Origin of the sequence: Pseudomonas savastanoi, assembly GCF_020917325.1 — a bacterium.
Taxonomy (GTDB): Bacteria; Pseudomonadota; Gammaproteobacteria; order Pseudomonadales; family Pseudomonadaceae; genus Aquipseudomonas; species Aquipseudomonas amygdali.
Window position 1 is genome coordinate 4,643,478 of the sequence record NZ_CP076652.1, and the last position, 20,594, is coordinate 4,664,071.

Here is a 20,594-nt window from a genome sequence, read left to right on the forward strand (position 1 = left end):
AGATTCATTGCACACGCTCCAGTGGGAACGCTGTTCTGGATGCTCTGCGTCCAATCCTGAGCGCGCGGTGCGGCGACGATTTGTGACGCGGAGCGTCACCAACGGCATGCCAACGCGGAGCATTGGCACGATAGTGTTCTCGCGTAAGTGCTCTCCCTGAAGATTATCGTTCCGCACGCTCCAGCGTGGGAACGCCGTTCTGGACGCTCTGCGTCCAATCCTGAGCGCGCGGTGCGGCGACGATTTGTGACGCGGAGCGTCACCAACGGCATGCCAACGCGGAGCATTGGCACGATAGTGTTCTCGCGTAAGTGCTCTCCCTGAAGATTATCGTTCCGCACGCTCCAGCGTGGGAATGCCGTTCTGGACGCTCTGCGTCCAACCCTGAGCGCGCGGCGCGACGGCGATTTGTGACGCTGAGCGTCACCAACGGCATGCCAACGCGGAGCATTGGCACGATAGTGTTCTCGCGTAAGCGCTCTCCCTGAAGATTATCGTTCCGCACGCTCCAGCGTGGGAATGCCGTTCTGGACGCTCTGCGTCCGATCCTGGACGCGGAGCATTGGCACGATAGTCAGAGTGCATTTAAAGGCTACGAATTACTTGCCAACCACGTCGCCACGCATTGGCGCCAACCGGGCTATCAAACGGTTCTGGACCGGAACCGGAACGTTTTCGGTGTCCATCGCTGCGATCAGGTTTTCAACCAGTGCGTTGAAGTCGCTCGGAGTAAGGTTCTGGCCCTTGTGCGACTCGGCCATGCTGTCACCGGTGTAGCGGCACGGGCCGCCCGCTTCGACGCAGAACTGCTCGACCAGTTTGTCGCGCAGACGCACGATGTCGACTTTCTTGAAGTGCTCGACAATCCGGTCATCCTTGGCCACGTTCATGAGCATGCCTTCGACGATGCGCTGGATGCCGGCACGCTGGCCAAGGTCTCGATACAGACTGTCGTCCTTGGGGGGCTGTTGCTGTTGGGCGCAACCGGCCAGTACCGTCAGCATCAGACAGATCAGCAAGCGTCTCATCAGAAACTCCCCTGCACAGACAGATAAGTGCCGTTCTGGTTATCCAGCGTGGCGATTTCGCCCAGACGGGCGTAGGCCAATACAACGGACAAGTGCTTGTTGGGGAAATAACCGAGAAACACATCTGCCCAGTCGCTTTCTCCAGCAAACGAAAGGTTATCCGGCTTTTCGCGATATTCGACGCCCAGCGCCCAGCGCGGATTGAACAGCACCGCTACCGAGCCCTCCTTGAGCAGACTGCGGCTGTCACGCCGGTCCCCGCCAAACCCGAGCAGGCCGGTTTCGTTGGCGCGGCTGTAACGCATGCCACCGTTGACCACGACGTTGTAGCCAAACGCCGCGCCCATGAACAGCCGACTGGCCGTCAGATACCCTTCGACATCCGAATCACGCTTGGCACCCACCAGACTCGGGATCAGGAAATCGTTCTGATGCTTGTACTGCACGCCCAGCGAAACCTGCGGCAGGCTTTCATAGATCAGGTCGCCGAACAGGCGCACTTTGACGCCGAACACGTCCTGACTGAGGTTGTCGTCCGGCAGACTGAGCCTGTGCTGCAGGTTGCTGATATCGAAACGTTGGTGAGCATAGGAAAACTCGACGCGGTTGCCATAGGCGACGGCGAGGCCTGCCACATCAAGGTTGTAGTCGGGCAGATTGACGTGCGTGGCGAAGGCTGTCGCGCCCCACTCGCCCTGCTCGCTGTAACCGGTGATCACTGCCCATGGAGTGATACCGCCACCGGCGCTGCCTTCAATGCTGGTCGCGCCGCCCGTGGCAATCAGCCGGCCGTTGTCGCCCAGCGCCAGCGTCGGGACAACCCCTGCCACGCCCGCCAACAGATAACCCAACAGTAATGATGTCTTGTAGGACATGGATTAATTCACCATAAGACTGGGTGATGCCTGATACGTAGCAATCCATGCCTCGAATGCTGACGCTGTCAGCGGCCGACTGATCAGGTAACCCTGGGCCGTATCGCAATGCCACCGCCGGAGCAGGTCCAGACTGTGTTGGTACTCGACACCCTCTGCCACCACCTTGAGTCCGAGGTTGTGGCTCATTTCAATGGTCGACCGCACGATCACCGCGTCTTCGCTGGTTTCATCCAGGTTGCGCACGAACGACTGGTCGATTTTCAACTCCTGCACCGGCAAACGCTTCAAGTGGGCCAGTGACGAGTAACCGGTGCCGAAGTCATCGACCGACAGGCTGATGCCGCAGTCGCGTAGACGGTGCAGGACCACCAGGGCTTTCTCCGGCTCGCTCATGACCGCGCTCTCGGTTATCTCGAATACCAGTTGTTCGGCAGGCACCGCGTATTGCTTGAGCAGTTTCATGACATAGCCGGCCAGATCGTCGCCCAGCAGGTCGTCGGCGGAAATGTTGACCGATACCTGCAGCACCAGACCGCGCTGGCGCCATTCGGCCAACTGACGCATTGCCTCTTCGATAACCCAGTTGGTCAGCAGGTTAATGCTACCGGTGCGCTCGGCCAGGACGATGAATTCAGCAGGCGAAACATTCCCAAAGCGCGGGTGAGTCCAGCGCAGCAGGGCTTCCGCCTGACGAACATAGCCCTGACGGATATCCAGTTTGGGTTGGTAATGGAGCATCAGCTCGCCATTCTGCGGAGCCTTGCGCAGGTCGCGGATCAGACATATCTGACGCTGGTGAGCGAGGTCACGTCCGTCCTGGTAGATCTGCAGGCGACCGGGAATGAACGCTGCATCCTTGCGTGCAATCGCCGCACGGTTGACCAGTTCCTGAGCCGAATCACCGTGTTCCGGATAAACCGTGATGCCTATACAGCACTCAAGCATCAGATCATGGTTGTCGATACGTTGCGGCTCGATGAGCAAACGCTGCACGGCATCGGCCATGCCCACCGCGCCGTCACTGGCAGTGTTGTCCAGCAACAGCAAGAACTCGTTGGCACTCAGCCGTGCCACCGTGTCGCCAGACCGCAAATTGCCCTGCAAACGCTGCCCCAACTGGCGTAACAGTTGCTCAACGCCTTCGGCACCCGCACTTTCGTTGATCGTGGCCAGGTTCTCGATGCCCAGGTACAGCAAGGCGACCGTGCGATTTGCCGCGATCAAACTGCCAAGACGTTCCATCACCAACGCTCGATTGGGCAGGCCGGTCAGGTTGTCGTGCAGAGCGTTGTGAGCCAACTGCCCTTCGCGCACGGCGATGCCCTGTTGCATGGTGTTGATCGCGTCGGCGAGCATGCCCAATTCGTCACTGCGCACCAGGGTTACCGGCGTTTTATAGTCGCCATCGCCAATACGTTTGGCCGCAATAGCCAGCTCCTGCACAGGCAGCGACACGCTGCGGGCCAGCGCCAGCGTACCAAGCAGCGACGCCAGCAATGCGATCATGGAAATCCAGAAAATCTTTTCATCCAGCGGCGCAAACGCTTGATAGGCCTTGTCCAGCGGGCTTTGCAGGAGCGCGATCACTTGTCCGCCGTCGCCATTGCTGCTTTTGGCAAGCATCAGCGTCTGGCTGAGGAAGTTAAGGTTCGCTTGCTCGGTCAGCAGCATCTGCCCTTCTGAAGAACTGCGCATCAGCTCGACCAGCCCCGCGTGCATGGCTGGCGGCTGGGTACTGATCAAATCACCGGACTGACCGTTTTCCACCGTGAGAAACGACACTTCCAGCCCACTGAGAGAACGCAGCTCTTCGGCAATGCCACTGTCGATGGTGAAGCCCATCACCACGCGGCCTATCGGCAGCGGCGCAAGCACGGTACTTTCCACCAGCAAATGAGGTATTCCGCCCCCCGGAATAATAAGCACTGACTGACCAGCACGCTTGGCGTTGCGCAGCGCCTGGTCATAGACAAACCTGGACCCCTCCGGCACTTCTTTCTCGGTACTGGCAACCACCACGCCATCCATGCCCAGCAGGAACATATCGCTGGCATTGATGCGTTTGCCATGATTGAGCAGTACCGATCGAATGGTCGATGAGTCGGCACTCGCTACAGCATCACGAAACCCGAAGTCGGCCGCCAGCAGTTGCACGGCATCACGCAGGCGCTTGCCACGCAGATCAATCAACCGCTCGAACACGCGGCTACCCACTTCCAGTTGCGCCTGAGCCTGGGTGCGCACCGCGTCGCCGGTCGCAACCTTGACCGCGAGAAAAACTGCGGCCACGACAATCAGCAACAGGGCAATCAGAACCCCGGCGATGCGCGCCTGAAAGCTGGCTTTAAATTTCATTCATGTGCGGCCTTGTGAAAAGCGTCGCCGAAACCACCGGGGGCCGGCTTGCCGGGTTTGTCCTCGGCTTTCACTTCGACCGCGAGGTTGAAACGCTGGGTGAGGCCCGATGCGGGCACATCGAATTCACCGCCCGATACGGGCTGCATGTCTTCAATTTGCGGATGCCAGAGCGTGGCAGCGTAATGTCCGGCTGGCACCTGATCCAGTTTAAGCAGGCCATTGCTGTCCGTTACGCCGAACCAGGGTTCGTCCGTGACATAGATGTAGCCGACCATCCAGTCATGGATGTTGCAGCCCAGCACTACCACACCAGGCTTGTCGAACAACAGCGGTTCCGAGGGGGTGCCTTCGTAAAGTCGCAACTCGAAACGCTTGGCCGGGGAAAAGGAATAAACCTGATGGCGGATGTTGTCGCTGTTGGGAAACTTGACCTGCGTGCCGGTATGTACAGCCAGCACATGGGGGGCAAACTCCTGGTCGCGCTGGTCCATGGCAGCCTTGAGCACAGCGGGCGACGGATCAGCCGGGCCTTTGAGCGTCACGACTGCATCTGCAAGGGGCTTGCCCTGCTTGTCGAGTACCTGTGCGGTAAAGGCAGAGGCCGATGCATTAGCAGCCGATGCCATCCATAGTCCAGCCAGTAATGCCGAAATAAGTACGTTGGTCATACCTGATTCAACCCATAACGGCAGCGCCGTAAATGAAATAAGCCAGCGCTGGCCAGCACGGACTGGACCAACAACTAATAAATGACGGTTTTGCAACCGCTTTACAGACTATCGACCAAGACTATTGAAACCTGAGGGCTGCTGCCCCATCTAAGAAGCATGTTCAACTTCTCAGGTGCCCCATGAGCGACCAGCAGACAGACTCGCCAGATTTGCCCGATGACGCAGACGAGCACGACGTGTCTCTGAGCTCCGACAGCACCTCGCTTGCCTTGCCCGGCCAGAACCTGCCCGACAAGGTTTACATCATCCCGATCCACAACCGTCCGTTCTTTCCGGCGCAGGTCTTGCCGGTTATCGTCAACGAAGAACCGTGGGCTGAGACGCTGGAACTGGTCAGCAAGTCCGAGCACCATTCGCTGGCGTTGTTCTTCATGGACACCCCTCAGGAAGACCCGCGCCACTTCAAGACCGATGCGCTTCCCGAATATGGCACTCTGGTCAAGGTTCACCACGCCAGCCGCGAAAATGGCCGGTTGCAGTTCGTGGCGCAGGGCTTGAGCCGTGTGCGCATTCGTACCTGGCTCAAGCATCACCGTCCGCCTTATCTTGTGGAAGTTGAATACCCGCAACAACCCAACGATCCGACCGACGAGGTAAAGGCTTACGGCATGGCCTTGATCAACGCGATCAAGGAGCTGCTGCCGCTCAACCCGCTGTACAGCGAAGAACTGAAGAATTACCTCAACCGCTTCAGCCCCAACGATCCTTCGCCGCTCACCGACTTCGCTGCCGCCCTCACCTCGGCCACCGGCGTCGAGCTGCAAGAGGTACTCGACTGCGTGCCGATGCTCAGGCGCATGGAGAAAGTCCTGCCGATACTGCGCAAGGAAGTCGAGGTCGCCCGCCTGCAGAAGGAAATCTCTGCCGAGGTCAACCGCAAGATCGGCGAGCATCAGCGTCAGTTCTTCCTCAAGGAGCAGCTCAAGGTCATTCAGCAGGAGCTGGGGCTGAGCAAGGACGACCGCAGTGCAGACATCGAACAGTTCGAGCAGCGACTGGAAGGCAAGACCCTGCCACCGCAGGCGCGCAAGAAATTCGACGAAGAAATAGGCAAGCTCAAGGTGCTGGAAACCGGCTCGCCGGAATACGCCGTGACGCGCAATTATCTGGACTGGACCAGTTCGTTGCCGTGGGGTGTCTACGGCGAAGACAAGCTGGACCTCAAGCACGCGCGTAAAGTGCTCGATCAACACCATGCCGGCCTGGATGACATCAAGGCGCGCATTCTCGAGTTTCTTGCGGTGGGTGCCTATAAAGGCGAGATCAGCGGCTCGATTGTCCTGCTGGTGGGTCCACCAGGGGTCGGCAAGACCAGCGTCGGGCGCTCGATTGCCGAGTCGCTGGGGCGACCGTTCTATCGCCTGAGCGTGGGCGGCATGCGCGATGAGGCCGAAATCAAGGGCCACCGCCGCACCTACATCGGCGCCCAGCCAGGCAAACTGGTGCAGGCGCTGAAGGATGTAGAAGTCATGAACCCGGTCATCATGCTCGATGAAATCGACAAGATGGGCCAGAGCTACCAGGGCGACCCGGCGTCTGCGCTGCTGGAAACCCTGGACCCGGAACAGAACGTAGAATTCCTCGATCACTACCTGGACCTGCGTCTGGACCTTTCCAAGGTTCTGTTCGTGTGCACCGCCAACACTCTGGACTCAATTCCCGGCCCGCTCCTTGACCGCATGGAAGTGATCCGCCTGTCCGGCTATATCACTGAAGAGAAGCTTGCGATTGCCAAACGCCACCTGTGGCCCAAGCAACTGGAGAAAGCCGGTGTTGCCAAAAACAAGCTGAGCATCAGCGACAGCGCCCTGCGCGCCGTCATCGAAGGTTACGCTCGCGAAGCCGGTGTGCGGCATCTGGAAAAACAACTGGGCAAGCTGGTGCGCAAAGCGGTGGTCAAACTGCTGGATACGCCCGACTCGGTGATCAAGATCGGCCCGAAAGACCTTGAAGCGTCATTGGGCATGCCAGTGTTTCGCAGCGAACAGGTGCTGTCAGGCACTGGTGTGATCACAGGCCTGGCCTGGACCAGTATGGGTGGCGCTACGCTACCGATAGAAGCAACGCGCATTCACACCTTGAATCGCGGCTTCAAACTGACCGGGCAACTGGGCGATGTCATGAAAGAGTCGGCTGAAATTGCCTACAGCTACGTCAGCGCCAATCTGTCGAAGTTTGGTGGCGATGCGAAGTTCTTCGATGAAGCGTTCGTGCACGTACACGTTCCCGAAGGTGCAACCCCGAAAGATGGCCCTAGCGCGGGCGTTACCATGGCCAGCGCCTTGCTGTCCCTGGCGCGTAACCAGCCGCCGAAAAAAGGCGTGGCCATGACCGGCGAGCTGACCCTGACCGGGCACGTACTGCCTATCGGTGGGGTACGCGAGAAAGTCATTGCCGCGCGGCGTCAGAAGATCCACGAACTGATCCTTCCGGAGCCTAACCGTGGCAACTTCGAAGAACTGCCGGACTATCTCAAGGAAGGCATCACCGTTCACTTTGCCAAGCGCTTTGCGGACGTGGTGAAGGTGTTGTTCTAAAGATTGATACTGCGCAGGTCCCACGCTGAACTGGCACGAGAGGTGTTCTATCGGGCGCCTCTCGTTCCGCACGCTCCAGCGTGGGAATGCGGTTCTGGACGCTCTGCGTCCTATCCAGAGCGACACCTGTTGTACTCCCCCACAAAACTCCGATCAGTTATCCTTGCGCCTCGTCTCGCAAAACCGGAACTTGCCATGACCCCTGCCCGTTTCCTTGCACCGTTGAGCCTTGCGCTGCTGACGGCCTGTGCGCAAACACCGAAAAACATCGTGTCCATCGAGGCTGAAAACGACTGCCCACTGACACTCCAGGGCGGACAGACGCTGATCCTCACCCTGCCCAGCAACCCGACCACCGGCTTTCGCTGGCTGATCCAGAACCCGGCGCAGAACATCCTGCGCAGCCTTGGGCCAGAGGTGTATGCCAACGCCGAGAGCAAGGAGATGGTCGGCAGCGGCGGGCAGTCAGTCTGGCGCTACAAGGCAACCGACGCAGGCACCGGACGACTGGTGATGACCTACCAGCAGCCGTGGGCTCCGGAAGTGGCGCCGGAGCAGACCTTCGAATGCGCAATCACGGTGAACTGACCGTTTGCCCGCGGCTTGTCCGAAGGCACGCGCTGCACCATGCATCACGGCGACAACTTGGCTAGAATGCCCGCTTTTCAAAGCCTTCGCCGGAACCGCCGTGAGCAAAGAAACCGACCGCATTTTCGCCCAGCCACTGGCCAAGGTGCCTGACTTCGCCTTCAACGAAGACGTCGTGCGGGTTTTCCCGGACATGATCAAACGCTCGGTACCCGGCTATCCGACGATTGTCGAAAACCTCGGAGTGCTTGCCGCGCAGTTCGCCCAGCCGGAAACCGTGCTCTACGACCTTGGCAGTTCGCTGGGTGCCGTGACTCAAGCCTTGCGCCGCCATGTACGCAGCGAAGGCTGTGAAGTCATTGCGATAGACAATTCCAGTGCGATGGTCGAACGCTGCCGTGAATACCTCAATGCGCAGAATTCCATGTTTCAGGAGCTGTTGCCGGTGCAGGTCATCGAGGGTGACATTCTGGCGCTGGAGTTCAAACCTGCCTCGGTGGTCGCGCTTAACTTCACCCTGCAATTCATCGCCCCAGAGCAGCGTCTGACATTGCTTGGTCGCATTCGTGACGCACTGGTGCCGGGCGGCGCGTTGATCCTTTCGGAGAAACTGCGTTTTGATGACGAGCAGGAGCATGCGCTGCTGACGGATCTGCACATCGCCTTCAAGCGCGCCAACGGCTACAGCGATCTGGAAATTGCCCAGAAGCGCAGTGCCATCGAAAACGTGATGAAGCCCGACAGCCTGGAAGAACACCGCCAACGTCTGCTCGCCGCCGGTTTTTCCAAGGTGGTGCCCTGGTTTCAATGCCTTAACTTCACCTCGTTGATTGCCCTGCCATGATTGATCTCGCTCCTCTTGTCCGCCGTCTGGCGGGAACCCCTCTGGCTGACTGGGCAAACGGCTTGCAAGCCCAGCTCGATAGCAAAATGGCCAAGGGTCATGGTGACTTGCAGCGCTGGCAAAGTGCGCTGGACGCGCTTCCGGACCTGCAGCCCGAGCGAATCGATCTGCTCGATAGCTTTACTCTGCAAGCCGAGTGCAACGGCGAAACCCGCACTGTGCTGCGCAAGGCATTATTAGGCCTGTCGCCGTGGCGCAAGGGGCCGTTCAATGTGTTCGGCGTACATATCGACACCGAATGGCGTTCTGACTGGAAGTGGTCACGGGTATCGCCGCATCTGGACCTGAAGGGCAAGCGCGTTCTGGATGTTGGTTGCGGCAACGGCTATTACCAGTGGCGCATGCTTGGTGCCGGGGCTGACAGCGTGATTGGTGTTGACCCCAACTGGCTGTTCTTCTGTCAGTTTCAGGCCATGCAGCGCTATCTGCCTGACCTGCCCGCCTGGCACCTGCCGTTCGCACTTGAGGACTTGCCAGCCAACCTGGAAGGCTTCGATACGGTGTTTTCAATGGGGGTGCTGTATCACCGCAAATCGCCCATCGACCATTTGCTGGCGTTGAAAGATTGCCTGGTAAAAGGCGGCGAGCTGGTGATGGAAACGCTGGTAGTGCCGGGCGATGTTCATCAGGTGCTGGTGCCGGAAGACCGTTACGCACAGATGCGCAACGTCTGGTTCCTGCCGTCGGTCCGCGCGCTGGAGCTGTGGATGCGCCGCGCAGGCTTCACCGATGTGCGCTGCGTCGACGTCAGCCATACGACGATCGAGGAACAGCGCAGCACCGAATGGATGCGCTTTCAGTCACTGAGCGACTATCTGGACCCTGCCGATCACAGCAAGACCGTCGAAGGCTTGCCAGCGCCGATGCGCGCTGTGATTGTGGGGCGCAAGCCCTGAGAGATTAGTTATCTGGCCGCCGCCACGATCAACGCTTTCATCTCGGCCACTGCCGCCTTGAAGCCGACGAACAGAGCATGAGCCACCAGCGCGTGGCCGATGTTCAGTTCGTTGATGCCCTTGATCGCGGCGACCGCTTCGACGTTGTGATAATGCAGGCCGTGACCGGCATTGACGATCAGGCCCTGGGCGAGACCAAACGCTACGCCGTCGGCGACCCGCTGCAGTTCTTCGGCGACTTCAGTCGGGGTCTGAGCATCGGCATAGCGCCCGGTGTGCAGTTCGATGGCTGGCGCTCCGACGCGCTTTGAAGCAGCGATCTGGCGCTCATCGGCGTCGATGAACAACGAGACCTCGCAGCCGATTTTCGCCAGCCGCTCGACCGCTGCCTTGATCCGCGCTTCCTGGCCCGCGACGTCCAGCCCGCCTTCGGTAGTCAGCTCCTGGCGTGTCTCCGGCACCAGGCAGATATGCGCAGGACGAATGCGCTCGGCAAAAGCGAGCATTTCCTCGGTCACGCCCATCTCGAAATTCATGCGGGTCTGCAAGACATCCTTGAGCAGCAGGACGTCGCGCTCCTGAATATGCCGACGGTCTTCACGCAGGTGAACGGTGATGCCGTCGGCGCCTGCCTCTTCGGCGTCCAGGGCAGCCTTGACCGGGTCCGGGTAGCGCGTGCCACGGGCCTGACGCAAGGTGGCTACATGGTCGATGTTCACGCCGAGAAGGATGCGAGTGCTTTGGGTCACGGTTGTCTCCAGAAAAATGGGCGAGCTGGTCGAAGCAGGCTGTAGAGAATAAAGCCTGATCAAGGCTTGCGAAACAGTTCACGACTGACAAGTGGGCGGCCGCCCAGATGCACAGCCAGCGCCTGACGCATCAGACGCTTGGCAGCAGACAACGCACCAGGGACGCTCCAGTCCGCTTCAGACATGGCCAGCAATTCTGCGCCTTGAAACAGGCCGGGCTGAAGCAGATAAACACGCTCAAGCCCGGCATCCACTTGCAGGCGGTACATGCCATCAATTGCCAGCGGCTCGCCGTTGATGTCGGCGTCCATCGCAAAGCCGTAGCCCAGATCATCCAGCAACCGCCATTCGAACGAACGCAGCAACGGTTCCAGCGGACGGCCCAGTGCGAGGGCCAGCAATGTGGCGGCGTAATGTTCGAATACGGCTGGATGCGGATCTTCGGCAGGCAGCAGGCGAATCAGCAGTTCGTTGAGGTACATGCCGCTGAACAGCGCCTCGCCGGTCATCCAGGTAGCAACGCCTGCGCTTTCCATGCGCCCGACATTCTTGAGTTCGCCACGCCCTCGAAACTCGACTTCAAGGGGCACGAACGGACGCGCCAGCGAGCCTGCCTTGCCTTTGGCACTGCGCAGCACGGCACGTAGCCGCCCTTGGGGCGTGAGGAAATCGACCAGCGCGCTGTTTTCGCGATACGCACGGCTGTGGAGCACATAAGCAGGTTGGCCGGTGGGCGCGCTCATCAGGCTGGCTCGAAAGAGAAGTGTTCGCCCAACCGCAGACGGGTCAGGCGAAAGGGCAGCTTAGAGGTCGCCGTAGCCGAGCGAGCGAAGGGCGCGCTCGTCATCGGACCAGCCACCTTTGACCTTGACCCACAGGTTAAGCATGACTTTGGAGTCGAACAGCAGCTCCATGTCGCGACGCGCATCACTGCCGATGCGCTTGATACGGTCGCCCTTGTCGCCAATGATGATTTTTTTCTGGCCGTCACGCTCGACGAGAATCAGCGCATGGATATGCAGGGTGCGGCCCTGCTGCTTGAACTCTTCGATCTCGACGGTGATCTGGTACGGAAGCTCGGCACCCAACTGACGCATGATCTTCTCGCGAACCAGCTCGGCAGCCAGAAAGCGGCTGCTGCGATCAGTGATCTGATCTTCCGGGAAGAAGTGATCGTTCTCCGGCAGGTGCGAGGCAATCAGGCTTTCCAGCGCTTCCAGGTTGTGGCCATGCTGCGCGGAGATCGGCACGATGGACGCATTCGGCAGCTGGCCTTGCAGCCACTCGAGATGCGGCATCAGATCGCTCTTGTCTTCAATGCGATCGGTTTTGTTGATCGCGAGAATGACCGGGCCTTGCACGTACTGGACACGCTCCAGAACCATCTGGTCTTCGTCGGTCCAGCGGGTGCGATCCACGACGAAGATCACCACGTCGACGTCTTTCAACGCAGCCGAAGCAGTCTTGTTCATGTAGCGGTTGAGCGCTTTCTCGCCATTCTTGTGCATGCCGGGGGTGTCGACATAAATCGCCTGCACGGCACCCTCGGTCTTGATCCCGAGCATGTTGTGACGCGTGGTCTGCGGCTTGCGCGAGGTGATCGCCAGCTTTTGACCCAGAATATGGTTGAGCAGCGTGGACTTGCCTACGTTGGGACGGCCGACAATGGCAACATAGCCACAGCGTGTTGCGGTTGTATCATTCATGACCGTTCTCCACGCCCAGGGCAATAAGTGCAGCTGCTGCGGCTACCTGTTCGGCAATCCGGCGGCTGACACCCTGTCCTCGGCTTTTTTCATTCAATAGGTTGATCTCGCATTCGACGAAAAACGTCCGGCAATGCGGTTCACCCTGGATATCCACCACCTCGTAACGCGGCAGTTCGCAAGCCCGCGACTGGAGAAATTCCTGCAGTCGGGTCTTGGGGTCCTTGTTGGTGTCTACCAGCGTCAGGCTGTCGAACTCGGTCGTCAGCCAGGCCAGAACGCGCTCGCGCGCAGCCTCCATGCCAGCGTCCAGGTAGATCGCCCCGATCAGCGCTTCAAGGGCGTCGGCGAGAATCGACTCGCGACGGAAACCACCGCTTTTCAGCTCGCCGGAACCCAGACGAAGGTACTCGCCCAGATCAAAACCACGGGCCAGCAACGCCAGGGTTTCACCCTTCACCAGGCGCGCACGCAAGCGAGACAACTGGCCTTCGCGGGCCTGAGGGAAGCGTTCGAACAACGCCTCGCCCGCCACGAAGTTGAGAATGGCATCGCCGAGAAATTCCAGACGCTCGTTGTTGCGACCGGCAAAACTGCGATGGGTCAGGGCCAGGACCATCAGTTCCTGATCCTTGAAGGTATAGCCGAGCTGACGCTCAAGGCGGCTCAAGGATACGCTCACGGTTTACCCACACTGAATTGCTTGTCGAACTTCATCACCAGATCGATGTTCTGGAACCACGGTTCACGCTGCTCATAGTTCAAATGAGCTTTGAACGCATTGTTCTCCACCGTCACTTTCAACGCCTTGTTCAAATCTATATCCCGAATGCTGTTGACCTGCATGTTCTTACCGACATAACCGTAGAAATCGTCGACCGTGGTAATGTCCAGGGCCTGATTGGTGTCGACCGTTTCGATGATTTTCTTCATCGTCATGTAGTCGAGGTAATGCGGGACCAGCTTGAAGGCCGTGCTCGTCGCAAACGCGACAAGCGCCAGCACCAACAGCCATCCCACTAGCGAAAAACCTTTTTGAGAAGTAGAGAACGTCATGTTCGACTTCAACCTCGAGAGTTCACTGCCTGCCCGACCGGGTCGACTCAGGGTTCAGAGGCGTTTCCAGTCAGCCCAAATGACATACGGCGCTGCTCCAGGCAGCGCCGCATCGATTACTTGATCAACCCTACGCGTGCAAAATTAGGGAAGTGGCTCAGTTTCGGTTCCGGCCAGCTCATCCAGACGGCGAACGCCTTGCCTACGATGTTCTTGTCCGGGACCATGCCCAGTTCGTCCTTGGGAATATTGGGATCGTCCCAGTAACGGCTGTCGTTCGAGTTGTCGCGGTTGTCGCCCATCATGAAGTAGTGCGCAGCAGGCACTGTCCACTCACTGTCAGGCGGCGCGCGGTATCGGCTCATTTCCTGGCGGATCTGATGTTCGACTGCGCCCAGTTGTTCTTCGTACAGTTCTGCGCTGCCCAGTGTACCGGGCTCGGTGCCGATCAGTTTCTTGGCAACCAGCTCACCGTTGATGAACAACCGCTTGTCGCTGGTGTAGCGGATGCGATCACCCGGCAGACCGACGACACGCTTGATGTAGTTGACGCTTGGGTCGCTTGGGTAGCGGAACACCATCACATCACCACGCTGCGGATCACCGAGCTGGATGACCTTCTGATCCAATACCGGCAGGCGGATGCCATACGCGAACTTGTTGACCAGAATGAAATCACCCACATCCAGCGTCGGCTTCATGGAGCCCGAAGGAATCTGGAACGGCTCTACCAGAAACGAACGGAGCACCAGCACGATAAACAACACTGGAAAGAACGATTTGCCGTACTCAACCAGCAAAGGCTCTTTGTTCAAGCGCTCTACGACAGCAATGTCAGGTTCGCCGACGCTTCCCTGATAGTTCGAAATGGCAGCCCGGCGACGAGGCGCCAGGATGACCAGATCAATCAGTGCAAGCACGCCACAGACGAACACAGCGATGACCAACAACAGCGGAAAATTTAGTGACATAGGACCTGACTATTCCAACCTGAGCACTGCGAGGAAGGCTTCCTGTGGAATTTCCACGTTACCGACCTGCTTCATGCGTTTCTTACCGGCCTTTTGCTTCTCCAGCAATTTACGCTTGCGGCTGACGTCGCCGCCGTAGCATTTGGCCAGTACGTTCTTTCTAAGCGCCTTGACGGTTGTCCGGGCCACGATCTGACCGCCAATGGCGGCCTGAATTGCCACGTCGAACATTTGTCGAGGGATCAGCTCTTTCATCTTCTCGGTCAACGCACGCCCTTTGTAATGAGCGTTGTCGCGGTGAACGATCAATGCCAGGGCATCGACCTTCTCGGCGTTGATCAGAACGTCGAGCTTGACCAGGTTGGCCGACTGGTAACGATCAAAATGATAATCCAGCGAAGCATAACCGCGGCTGACAGACTTGAGACGATCGAAGAAGTCCAGAACCACTTCGTTCATCGGCAAATCGTAGCTCACCTGAACCTGGGTGCCGAGGAACAGCATGTCGTGCTGTACGCCACGTTTTTCGATGCACAACGTAATGACGTTGCCCAGGTGCTCCTGCGGCACAAGAATATTTGCGCGAACGATAGGCTCGCGCATGTCTTCGATGGCCGACAGGTCAGGCAGTTTGGACGGGTTATCGACATAAATCGTTTCGCCGCTCTTCAGCAACAGCTCGAAGATTACGGTTGGCGCAGTGGTGATCAGGTCGAGATTGTATTCACGCTCAAGACGCTCCTGGATGATCTCCATGTGGAGCATGCCGAGGAAGCCACAACGGAAGCCAAAGCCCAGTGCATCGGAGCTTTCCGGCAGGTATTGCAGCGAAGAGTCATTCAGCGTCAGCTTTTGCAGGGCTTCACGGAAGTCTTCGAAATCGTCCGAGCTGACCGGGAACAGGCCGGCGTATACCTGAGGCTGGATACGCTTGAAGCCGGGCAGCACGTCTACATCGGGCGTGGTGCTCAGGGTCAGGGTGTCACCGACCGGCGCGCCATGAATGTCCTTGATACCGGCAATGATAAAGCCCACTTCGCCGGCTTTCAGATCAACGGTTGCCGTGTGCTTGGGGTTGAACACCCCAACGCTGTCGACCAGATGCAGCTTGCCGGTGGACTTGACGAGGATCTTGTCGCCTTTCTTGACGCGACCGTGGCGCACGCGCACCAGAGACACGACGCCCAGGTAGTTGTCGAACCAGGAGTCGATGATCAACGCTTGCAGCGGATCTTCGATGTTGCCGGTCGGTGCGGGAATGGTTGCTACCAGACGCTCGAGGACCTCGTCCACGCCCATACCGCTCTTGGCGCTGCACGCCACGGCATCGGTGGCGTCGATACCGATGATCTTCTCGATCTCTTCCTTGACGCGGTCCGGATCGGCCTGCGGCAAGTCCATTTTGTTCAATACCGGCATGACCTCAAGGCCCTGCTCGATGGCGGTGTAGCAGTTGGCGACCGATTGAGCCTCGACGCCCTGCCCTGCATCGACCACCAGCAACGCACCTTCGCACGCGGCCAGAGAACGGCTGACTTCATAGGTGAAGTCGACGTGCCCCGGGGTGTCAATGAAGTTCAACTGGTAGGTGATACCGTCTTTGGCCTTGTAATACAGGGTAACGCTATGGGCCTTGATGGTGATCCCGCGCTCGCGCTCAAGATCCATGGAGTCGAGCACCTGGGCTTCCATTTCGCGCTCGGACAGGCCACCGCACATTTGAATGAAGCGGTCGGCCAGCGTCGACTTGCCATGGTCAATGTGGGCGATGATGGAGAAATTGCGGATATGACTCAAATCACTCACGGATCAACACTCAAAAAGGTTGCAGGCAGATTGCCCGCCGAAAAATAGCCGGGAATTGTACCTGAACTAAGCAAGAGGCGTCACGCTTACAGGTACCCGGATAGGCGCAAGGTAAACAAACAGGTACAAAAAAGGGTGGCCGCAGCCACCCTTCCCGGTCAAACCGCCCTGTTACTCGGACAGCTTGAAGGTGATGAAGGTCGCACGGCCCTGACGCAGAACGCGCATCGAAACAGAGCGATCCTTGGGCAGGCTTTTCGCCACCTCAGTGAACTGCTTACTGGACGTAATCGCCTGATTGTTCAGGTGAGTGATCACATCACCCGGCTGCAGGCCAATCAACGAAGCCGGACCACCTGTAACTTCCTTGATGGCCACACCGCCCTTGAGGTCCAGGGATTTCTTCTGCTCGGCAGTCAGTTCGATCACCGACACGCCCAGACGGTTGCTGCTGCGTTCGGCGCCTGTGCCAGCAACATCGCCCATTTCCTGACCTTCATCAGGCAGCGCGCCAACAGTGACCGTCAGTTTCTGACGCTTGCCGTCGCGAATCACTTCAAGTTCGGCCTTGCTGCCGTCCTTGAGGTTGCCTATCAAGTGCGGCAGGTCAGCCGACATGATGATTGGCTGGCCGTTGGCACTCAGAATTACGTCACCGACCTGCAGACCACCCTTGGCAGCCGGGCCATCTTCAAGCACCTGGGCAACCAGCGCACCGGCAGGCTTGTCCAGACCAAACGATTCGGCAAGGTCCTTGTTCACTTCCTGAATAACCACACCCAGCCAGCCACGGCTGACTTTACCGCTAGCCTTGAGCTGATTGGCCACGTCCATGGCGACGTCAATCGGAATCGCGAACGACAGCCCCATGAAACCACCGGAGCGGGTAAATATCTGCGAGTTGATCCCAACTACCTCACCGGCCATGTTGAACAGCGGGCCACCCGAATTACCCGGGTTGATGGCAACGTCGGTCTGAATGAACGGCACATAGGTGTCGTTTGGCAGACTGCGGCCCTTGGCACTGACGATGCCTTTGGTCACCGAGTGATCGAAGCCGAACGGCGAACCGATCGCCAGCACCCACTCACCCACCTTGAGCGTATTGGAGTTACCCAGTTTGGCTGTAGGAAGGTCCTTGCCGTCGATTTTCAGGACCGCAACGTCGGTACGCGAGTCGGTGCCGACCAGCTTGGCTTTCAGCTCGCTGCGATCAGACAGGCGCACAAGAATCTCGTCGGCACCGTCGATCACATGATTGTTGGTCAGAATGTAGCCATCGGGGGAAATGATAAAGCCCGAGCCCAGTGACTGGGCCTCGCGCTGACGATCACCCTTGCCTGCTCCCGGCGGACGCGAACCTGGCGGCATGCTGCGCTCAAGAAACTCGCGGAGCATGGGCGGCAAGCCTTCCAGATCAGGCATCTGCTGATTGGCTATGGCGCGGTCCGGCAGTTTCTGGCGCGTACTGATATTCACCACTGCAGGCGAGGCCTGCTCGACCAGCCCGGTGAAGTCCGGCAGGTTCTCGGCTTGAGCCGTAGCAACCTGGCCGAGCATCAGCACAGCGGCAATCAGTGAAAAGTAGGATTTCATGCGTGGTATCGACATATGGCTCCCGTTGGTAACGAGCAAAAAATTAAGCAGTACAAGCAACTGACTCAAAGACCTCAAGCAGCGATGCTCATCCCTGGATCAGCGACATGGCCTCTGGAAACGACAAAAGGCCAAAGCTGCGAGGCTGTGACCTATAGAAAAAAACCAGAGTTTTTGCAACGTGCAAACCTCACCAAACATTTCAGTACCTGCGCCCAGGCCAGGTTAAATGCGCCCTGGCGACTCTTGAAACCCAGGATGAAAATTTTTACATCCTGGAATTCGTGACTTCAAATGTTTATTTTTTGGCTGGAGATTCGTCGTTACGCATCGACAAGGCTATACGCTCGGCGGTACCCATCGGTATTTCTCCGACGACCGTCACCATCATGTCGCCCTGCGGCGTTGTGAGGCGACGCGAAACAGCCACTGTCGGGCCTAACTGGGTGCGAATATCCGAGGAAGATCCGCCTTTCACCGCCTCGATGAACACCGAAAAACGCGCCAGACCGTCGCCATACATCAGATGGGTTACGGAGGATTGCGTGGAGGCGTCCTTGCGCACACCACTGCTGCTGACTTCGAAACCAGGCGGCAGCCAATCAGAATGCCAGGCCACAGGACTTATAGAGGCCTCAGGCTTGGCTTTCACCACAGAAACAGGTTTGCAGTCGGCGCTGGCCTTGAGCAACTGCTCGGGCAGAACGCCGGCGGTATCGAGATCGGTAAACTGGAAACGTTCGAGCAACTGCCCCTTCTCGCTCAACAGAAGCGACTTGAGCACAAGACCGGTTTCGTTATCCAGGTGAAGTTCGAGGCCGTATCGATGCTGGTCCTTGGGGGACAGCGAAACGATAGTTGCCTGACGACCGGCCACTCTGGACTTTCCGACAATTTTTATGTCGTACCAGGCGGAAAGTCTTTTTACATCGAATGCGCGGGCAGATGAGTCGGCCGGATTGGCCACACCCGCTTCGAGCGTGCCGCTGACGCACTGTGTGAGTCCGTCAACACGCAGCACTTCCTGAGCAGAGCCATCAAGCTGCAACAAACGCTCCTGAACATGACCGTCCGCTATGCGGTGCCAGATTCGATGGGTAGAAAAACTACCATTGCGTTCGTATACAAAGGTGCCTTGATAGCTCTGCTGCTGATCAACCTTGGCAAGACGATTGATTGCGTCTTGCGCATCATCAGCCTGTACCGGGAGGGCAAGCCATCCACCAAGCAGTAATGGCAGTAGAGGGACGGCTCGCATGATCCTCCTTAACGGTTTTCCAGACTCGCAGCACGTGCGTAAGGCAGCGCGCTTTCAGTACCTTTCAGCGCTGCTTCCTGGGCGTGCTGACGCAGATAGCCAGGCAAACGTTGATCACCTTGACCAGCACCCTGCAACACACCGTTGGCCATAGGACCAGGTGCCTGCTCGTTACTTTCAGTGTAGCCAGCCAGTACGGCAGGGCCTTTCACTTGTGGAACGGTCAGGTTGGCAGGCTGTTGGGTCTGCTGTGCCAGTTGCGCACCGGCAATCTCGTCATTGTTGTACATGCGGACACCGGCCAGAACGGCTACGGTAACCGATGCTGCAACAGCCAGACGACCCAGCGTGCGCCAAGGTCCGCGTGCTGCTTTGAGCGGGCTGACTTCATCGGCGATTGCGGCAGATACAGCAGCCGAAATATCCAGATGCGGCATCAGCAACTCTTTGTGCATAGCTGCACGAGCGACTTGGTAACGCGACCAGGTAGCACGAGTATCGGCATCGTCAATGGCATTCAATACCCGACGTAATTCCAGTTCGTCCGCTTCGTTATCCAGTACCGCGGACAGCGATTCCTGCAGGGCTTCACGACTCATGGCGGGTTCCTCTCTTGGGCTATCGCCGCTGTCTCAGGATTCCTGCAACAACGGCTGCAGGGCTTTATCGATGGCTTCCCGAGCGCGGAAGATCCGAGAGCGCACGGTACCAACAGGACACTGCATGACGCTCGCAATGTCTTCATAACTCAGACCATCGAATTCACGTAAAGTTAGTGCCGTACGTAAATCTTCCGGGAGAAGCTGGATGGTCCGATGGACGGTGCCCTCGATCTCATCTCTCAACAATGCACGTTCCGGCGACTCGATGTCCTTTAGGCCATGATCGCCGTCGTAGAACTCCGCGTCTTCAGACCTTACATCGCTATCCGGTGGACGCCGACCTCGCGACACCAAATAGTTTTTCGCCGTGTTAATGGCGATGCGATACAGCCAGGTATAGAAAGCACTGTCACCGCGAAAGTTTCCGAGAGCACGGTAAGCCTTGATAAAGGCTTCCTGTGCAACGTCCTGAGCCTCATGGGTGTCGTGCACGAATCGCACGATCAACCCTAGAATTTTGTGCTGATACTTCAGCACCAACAGATCAAATGCTCGCGTATCGCCACGCTGTACGCGCTCGACAAGCTGCTGATCCTCTTCCTGGGTTAGCATGAACACTCCTCGTTAAGCATGAAGGAGTGTTGCAACTGACATTGCTCAGGCTCGCAAACATAGACTCGGGCTTTTCGCAAAAGTTCTCCCCCTTCAAGCAAGTTTCCTGCGGGCCATCGTAAAGCCTGCACGAAAAACGCAGCTCGACACGGTCGGCTGCGTGAATAGTCTTGTCGCCATTCTCGCAGTTGATGATCACTTATCTAACCCTGCGAAAACGACGCTGTTCCTGTGTAGGCAACCTGCTATTGAGCATGGATCCTGGCAAAAAGTTCCATTGACACAATCACAGGTGTGAGCCGCACACTGCACAAAGTT

At 58.1% G+C, this 20,594-nt stretch carries 19 protein-coding genes; 4 read left to right on the forward strand and 15 right to left on the reverse strand.

The features are described from left to right. Nucleotides 1-599: 599 nt before the first annotated feature. From KP808_RS19645 to KP808_RS19660, 4 genes are read right to left on the reverse strand one after another with little or no spacing between them, the layout of a single operon-like run. Complete coding sequence (locus KP808_RS19645; protein WP_058400825.1) at nt 600-1,028, reverse strand: group I truncated hemoglobin; 429 nt, start codon at nt 1,026-1,028, stop codon at nt 600-602. Continuing rightward, nucleotides 1,028-1,903: a DUF3034 family protein gene (locus tag KP808_RS19650; RefSeq protein ID WP_058408047.1), complete on the reverse strand. Its 876-nt coding sequence runs from the start codon at nt 1,901-1,903 to the stop codon at nt 1,028-1,030. The genes KP808_RS19645 and KP808_RS19650 overlap by 1 nt, the downstream gene beginning before the upstream one ends. A 3-nt stretch (nt 1,904-1,906) precedes the next feature. Continuing rightward, on the reverse strand, nt 1,907-4,261 hold the full coding sequence (locus KP808_RS19655) for a bifunctional diguanylate cyclase/phosphodiesterase (protein ID WP_230016715.1): 2,355 nt from the start codon (nt 4,259-4,261) through the stop codon (nt 1,907-1,909). After that, a complete protein-coding gene (locus KP808_RS19660; protein ID WP_230016716.1) occupies nt 4,258-4,932 on the reverse strand; it encodes a methylamine utilization protein in 675 nt (224 codons plus the stop codon). The genes KP808_RS19655 and KP808_RS19660 overlap by 4 nt, the downstream gene beginning before the upstream one ends. Before the next feature lie 182 nt (nt 4,933-5,114). Between KP808_RS19660 and lon the strand changes: the two genes are divergently transcribed. From lon to cmoB, 4 genes are all read left to right on the forward strand, one after another. Next, complete coding sequence (gene lon, locus KP808_RS19665; protein WP_230016717.1) at nt 5,115-7,532, forward strand: endopeptidase La; 2,418 nt, start codon at nt 5,115-5,117, stop codon at nt 7,530-7,532. A 195-nt stretch (nt 7,533-7,727) separates the two neighbouring features. Continuing rightward, nucleotides 7,728-8,120, forward strand: coding sequence for a protease inhibitor I42 family protein (locus KP808_RS19670; protein WP_230016718.1), 393 nt, complete (start codon nt 7,728-7,730; stop codon nt 8,118-8,120). Nucleotides 8,121-8,220: 100 nt separating this feature from the next. Then, nucleotides 8,221-8,964 (forward strand): carboxy-S-adenosyl-L-methionine synthase CmoA, encoded by a 744-nt coding sequence (cmoA, locus tag KP808_RS19675; protein ID WP_219170036.1) that lies wholly within the window; start codon nt 8,221-8,223, stop codon nt 8,962-8,964. After that, nucleotides 8,961-9,920 (forward strand): tRNA 5-methoxyuridine(34)/uridine 5-oxyacetic acid(34) synthase CmoB, encoded by a 960-nt coding sequence (gene cmoB, locus KP808_RS19680; RefSeq protein ID WP_230016719.1) that lies wholly within the window; start codon nt 8,961-8,963, stop codon nt 9,918-9,920. The genes cmoA and cmoB overlap by 4 nt, the downstream gene beginning before the upstream one ends. A gap of 8 nt (nt 9,921-9,928) precedes the next feature. Here the strand turns inward: cmoB and pdxJ are convergent, their stop codons facing one another. From pdxJ to rpoE, 11 genes are all read right to left on the reverse strand, one after another. Then, a complete protein-coding gene (gene pdxJ / locus KP808_RS19685; RefSeq protein WP_005746594.1) occupies nt 9,929-10,669 on the reverse strand; it encodes a pyridoxine 5'-phosphate synthase in 741 nt (246 codons plus the stop codon). Nucleotides 10,670-10,728: 59 nt separating this feature from the next. Further along, a complete protein-coding gene (gene recO / locus KP808_RS19690; protein WP_002554904.1) occupies nt 10,729-11,412 on the reverse strand; it encodes a DNA repair protein RecO in 684 nt (227 codons plus the stop codon). Between the two features lie 60 nt (nt 11,413-11,472). Beyond that, complete coding sequence (gene era / locus KP808_RS19695; protein WP_003363707.1) at nt 11,473-12,375, reverse strand: GTPase Era; 903 nt, start codon at nt 12,373-12,375, stop codon at nt 11,473-11,475. Further along, complete coding sequence (rnc, locus tag KP808_RS19700; RefSeq protein WP_002554906.1) at nt 12,368-13,057, reverse strand: ribonuclease III; 690 nt, start codon at nt 13,055-13,057, stop codon at nt 12,368-12,370. The genes era and rnc overlap by 8 nt, the downstream gene beginning before the upstream one ends. Further along, the gene (locus tag KP808_RS19705) at nt 13,054-13,431 is read right to left on the reverse strand and encodes a DUF4845 domain-containing protein (protein ID WP_002554907.1); all 378 of its coding nucleotides are present in this window, start codon (nt 13,429-13,431) and stop codon (nt 13,054-13,056) included. The genes rnc and KP808_RS19705 overlap by 4 nt, the downstream gene beginning before the upstream one ends. A gap of 116 nt (nt 13,432-13,547) precedes the next feature. Continuing rightward, the gene (lepB, locus tag KP808_RS19710) at nt 13,548-14,402 is read right to left on the reverse strand and encodes a signal peptidase I (RefSeq protein WP_002554908.1); all 855 of its coding nucleotides are present in this window, start codon (nt 14,400-14,402) and stop codon (nt 13,548-13,550) included. A 9-nt stretch (nt 14,403-14,411) separates the two neighbouring features. Beyond that, nucleotides 14,412-16,208, reverse strand: coding sequence for a translation elongation factor 4 (gene lepA / locus KP808_RS19715; protein WP_058400820.1), 1,797 nt, complete (start codon nt 16,206-16,208; stop codon nt 14,412-14,414). A 171-nt stretch (nt 16,209-16,379) separates the two neighbouring features. Beyond that, a complete protein-coding gene (locus tag KP808_RS19720; protein WP_227447902.1) occupies nt 16,380-17,804 on the reverse strand; it encodes a DegQ family serine endoprotease in 1,425 nt (474 codons plus the stop codon). Between the two features lie 298 nt (nt 17,805-18,102). Next, nucleotides 18,103-19,062 carry a MucB/RseB C-terminal domain-containing protein gene (locus tag KP808_RS19725; protein WP_122280726.1) on the reverse strand — a complete coding sequence of 320 codons (960 nt, stop codon included), beginning with the start codon at nt 19,060-19,062 and terminating at the stop codon, nt 18,103-18,105. Nucleotides 19,063-19,070: 8 nt separating this feature from the next. Further along, nucleotides 19,071-19,661: an anti sigma-E factor RseA C-terminal domain-containing protein gene (locus KP808_RS19730; RefSeq protein WP_122280725.1), complete on the reverse strand. Its 591-nt coding sequence runs from the start codon at nt 19,659-19,661 to the stop codon at nt 19,071-19,073. A gap of 33 nt (nt 19,662-19,694) precedes the next feature. After that, nucleotides 19,695-20,276: an RNA polymerase sigma factor RpoE gene (rpoE, locus tag KP808_RS19735; RefSeq protein ID WP_002554912.1), complete on the reverse strand. Its 582-nt coding sequence runs from the start codon at nt 20,274-20,276 to the stop codon at nt 19,695-19,697. Between the last annotated feature and the right edge of the window lie 318 nt (nt 20,277-20,594).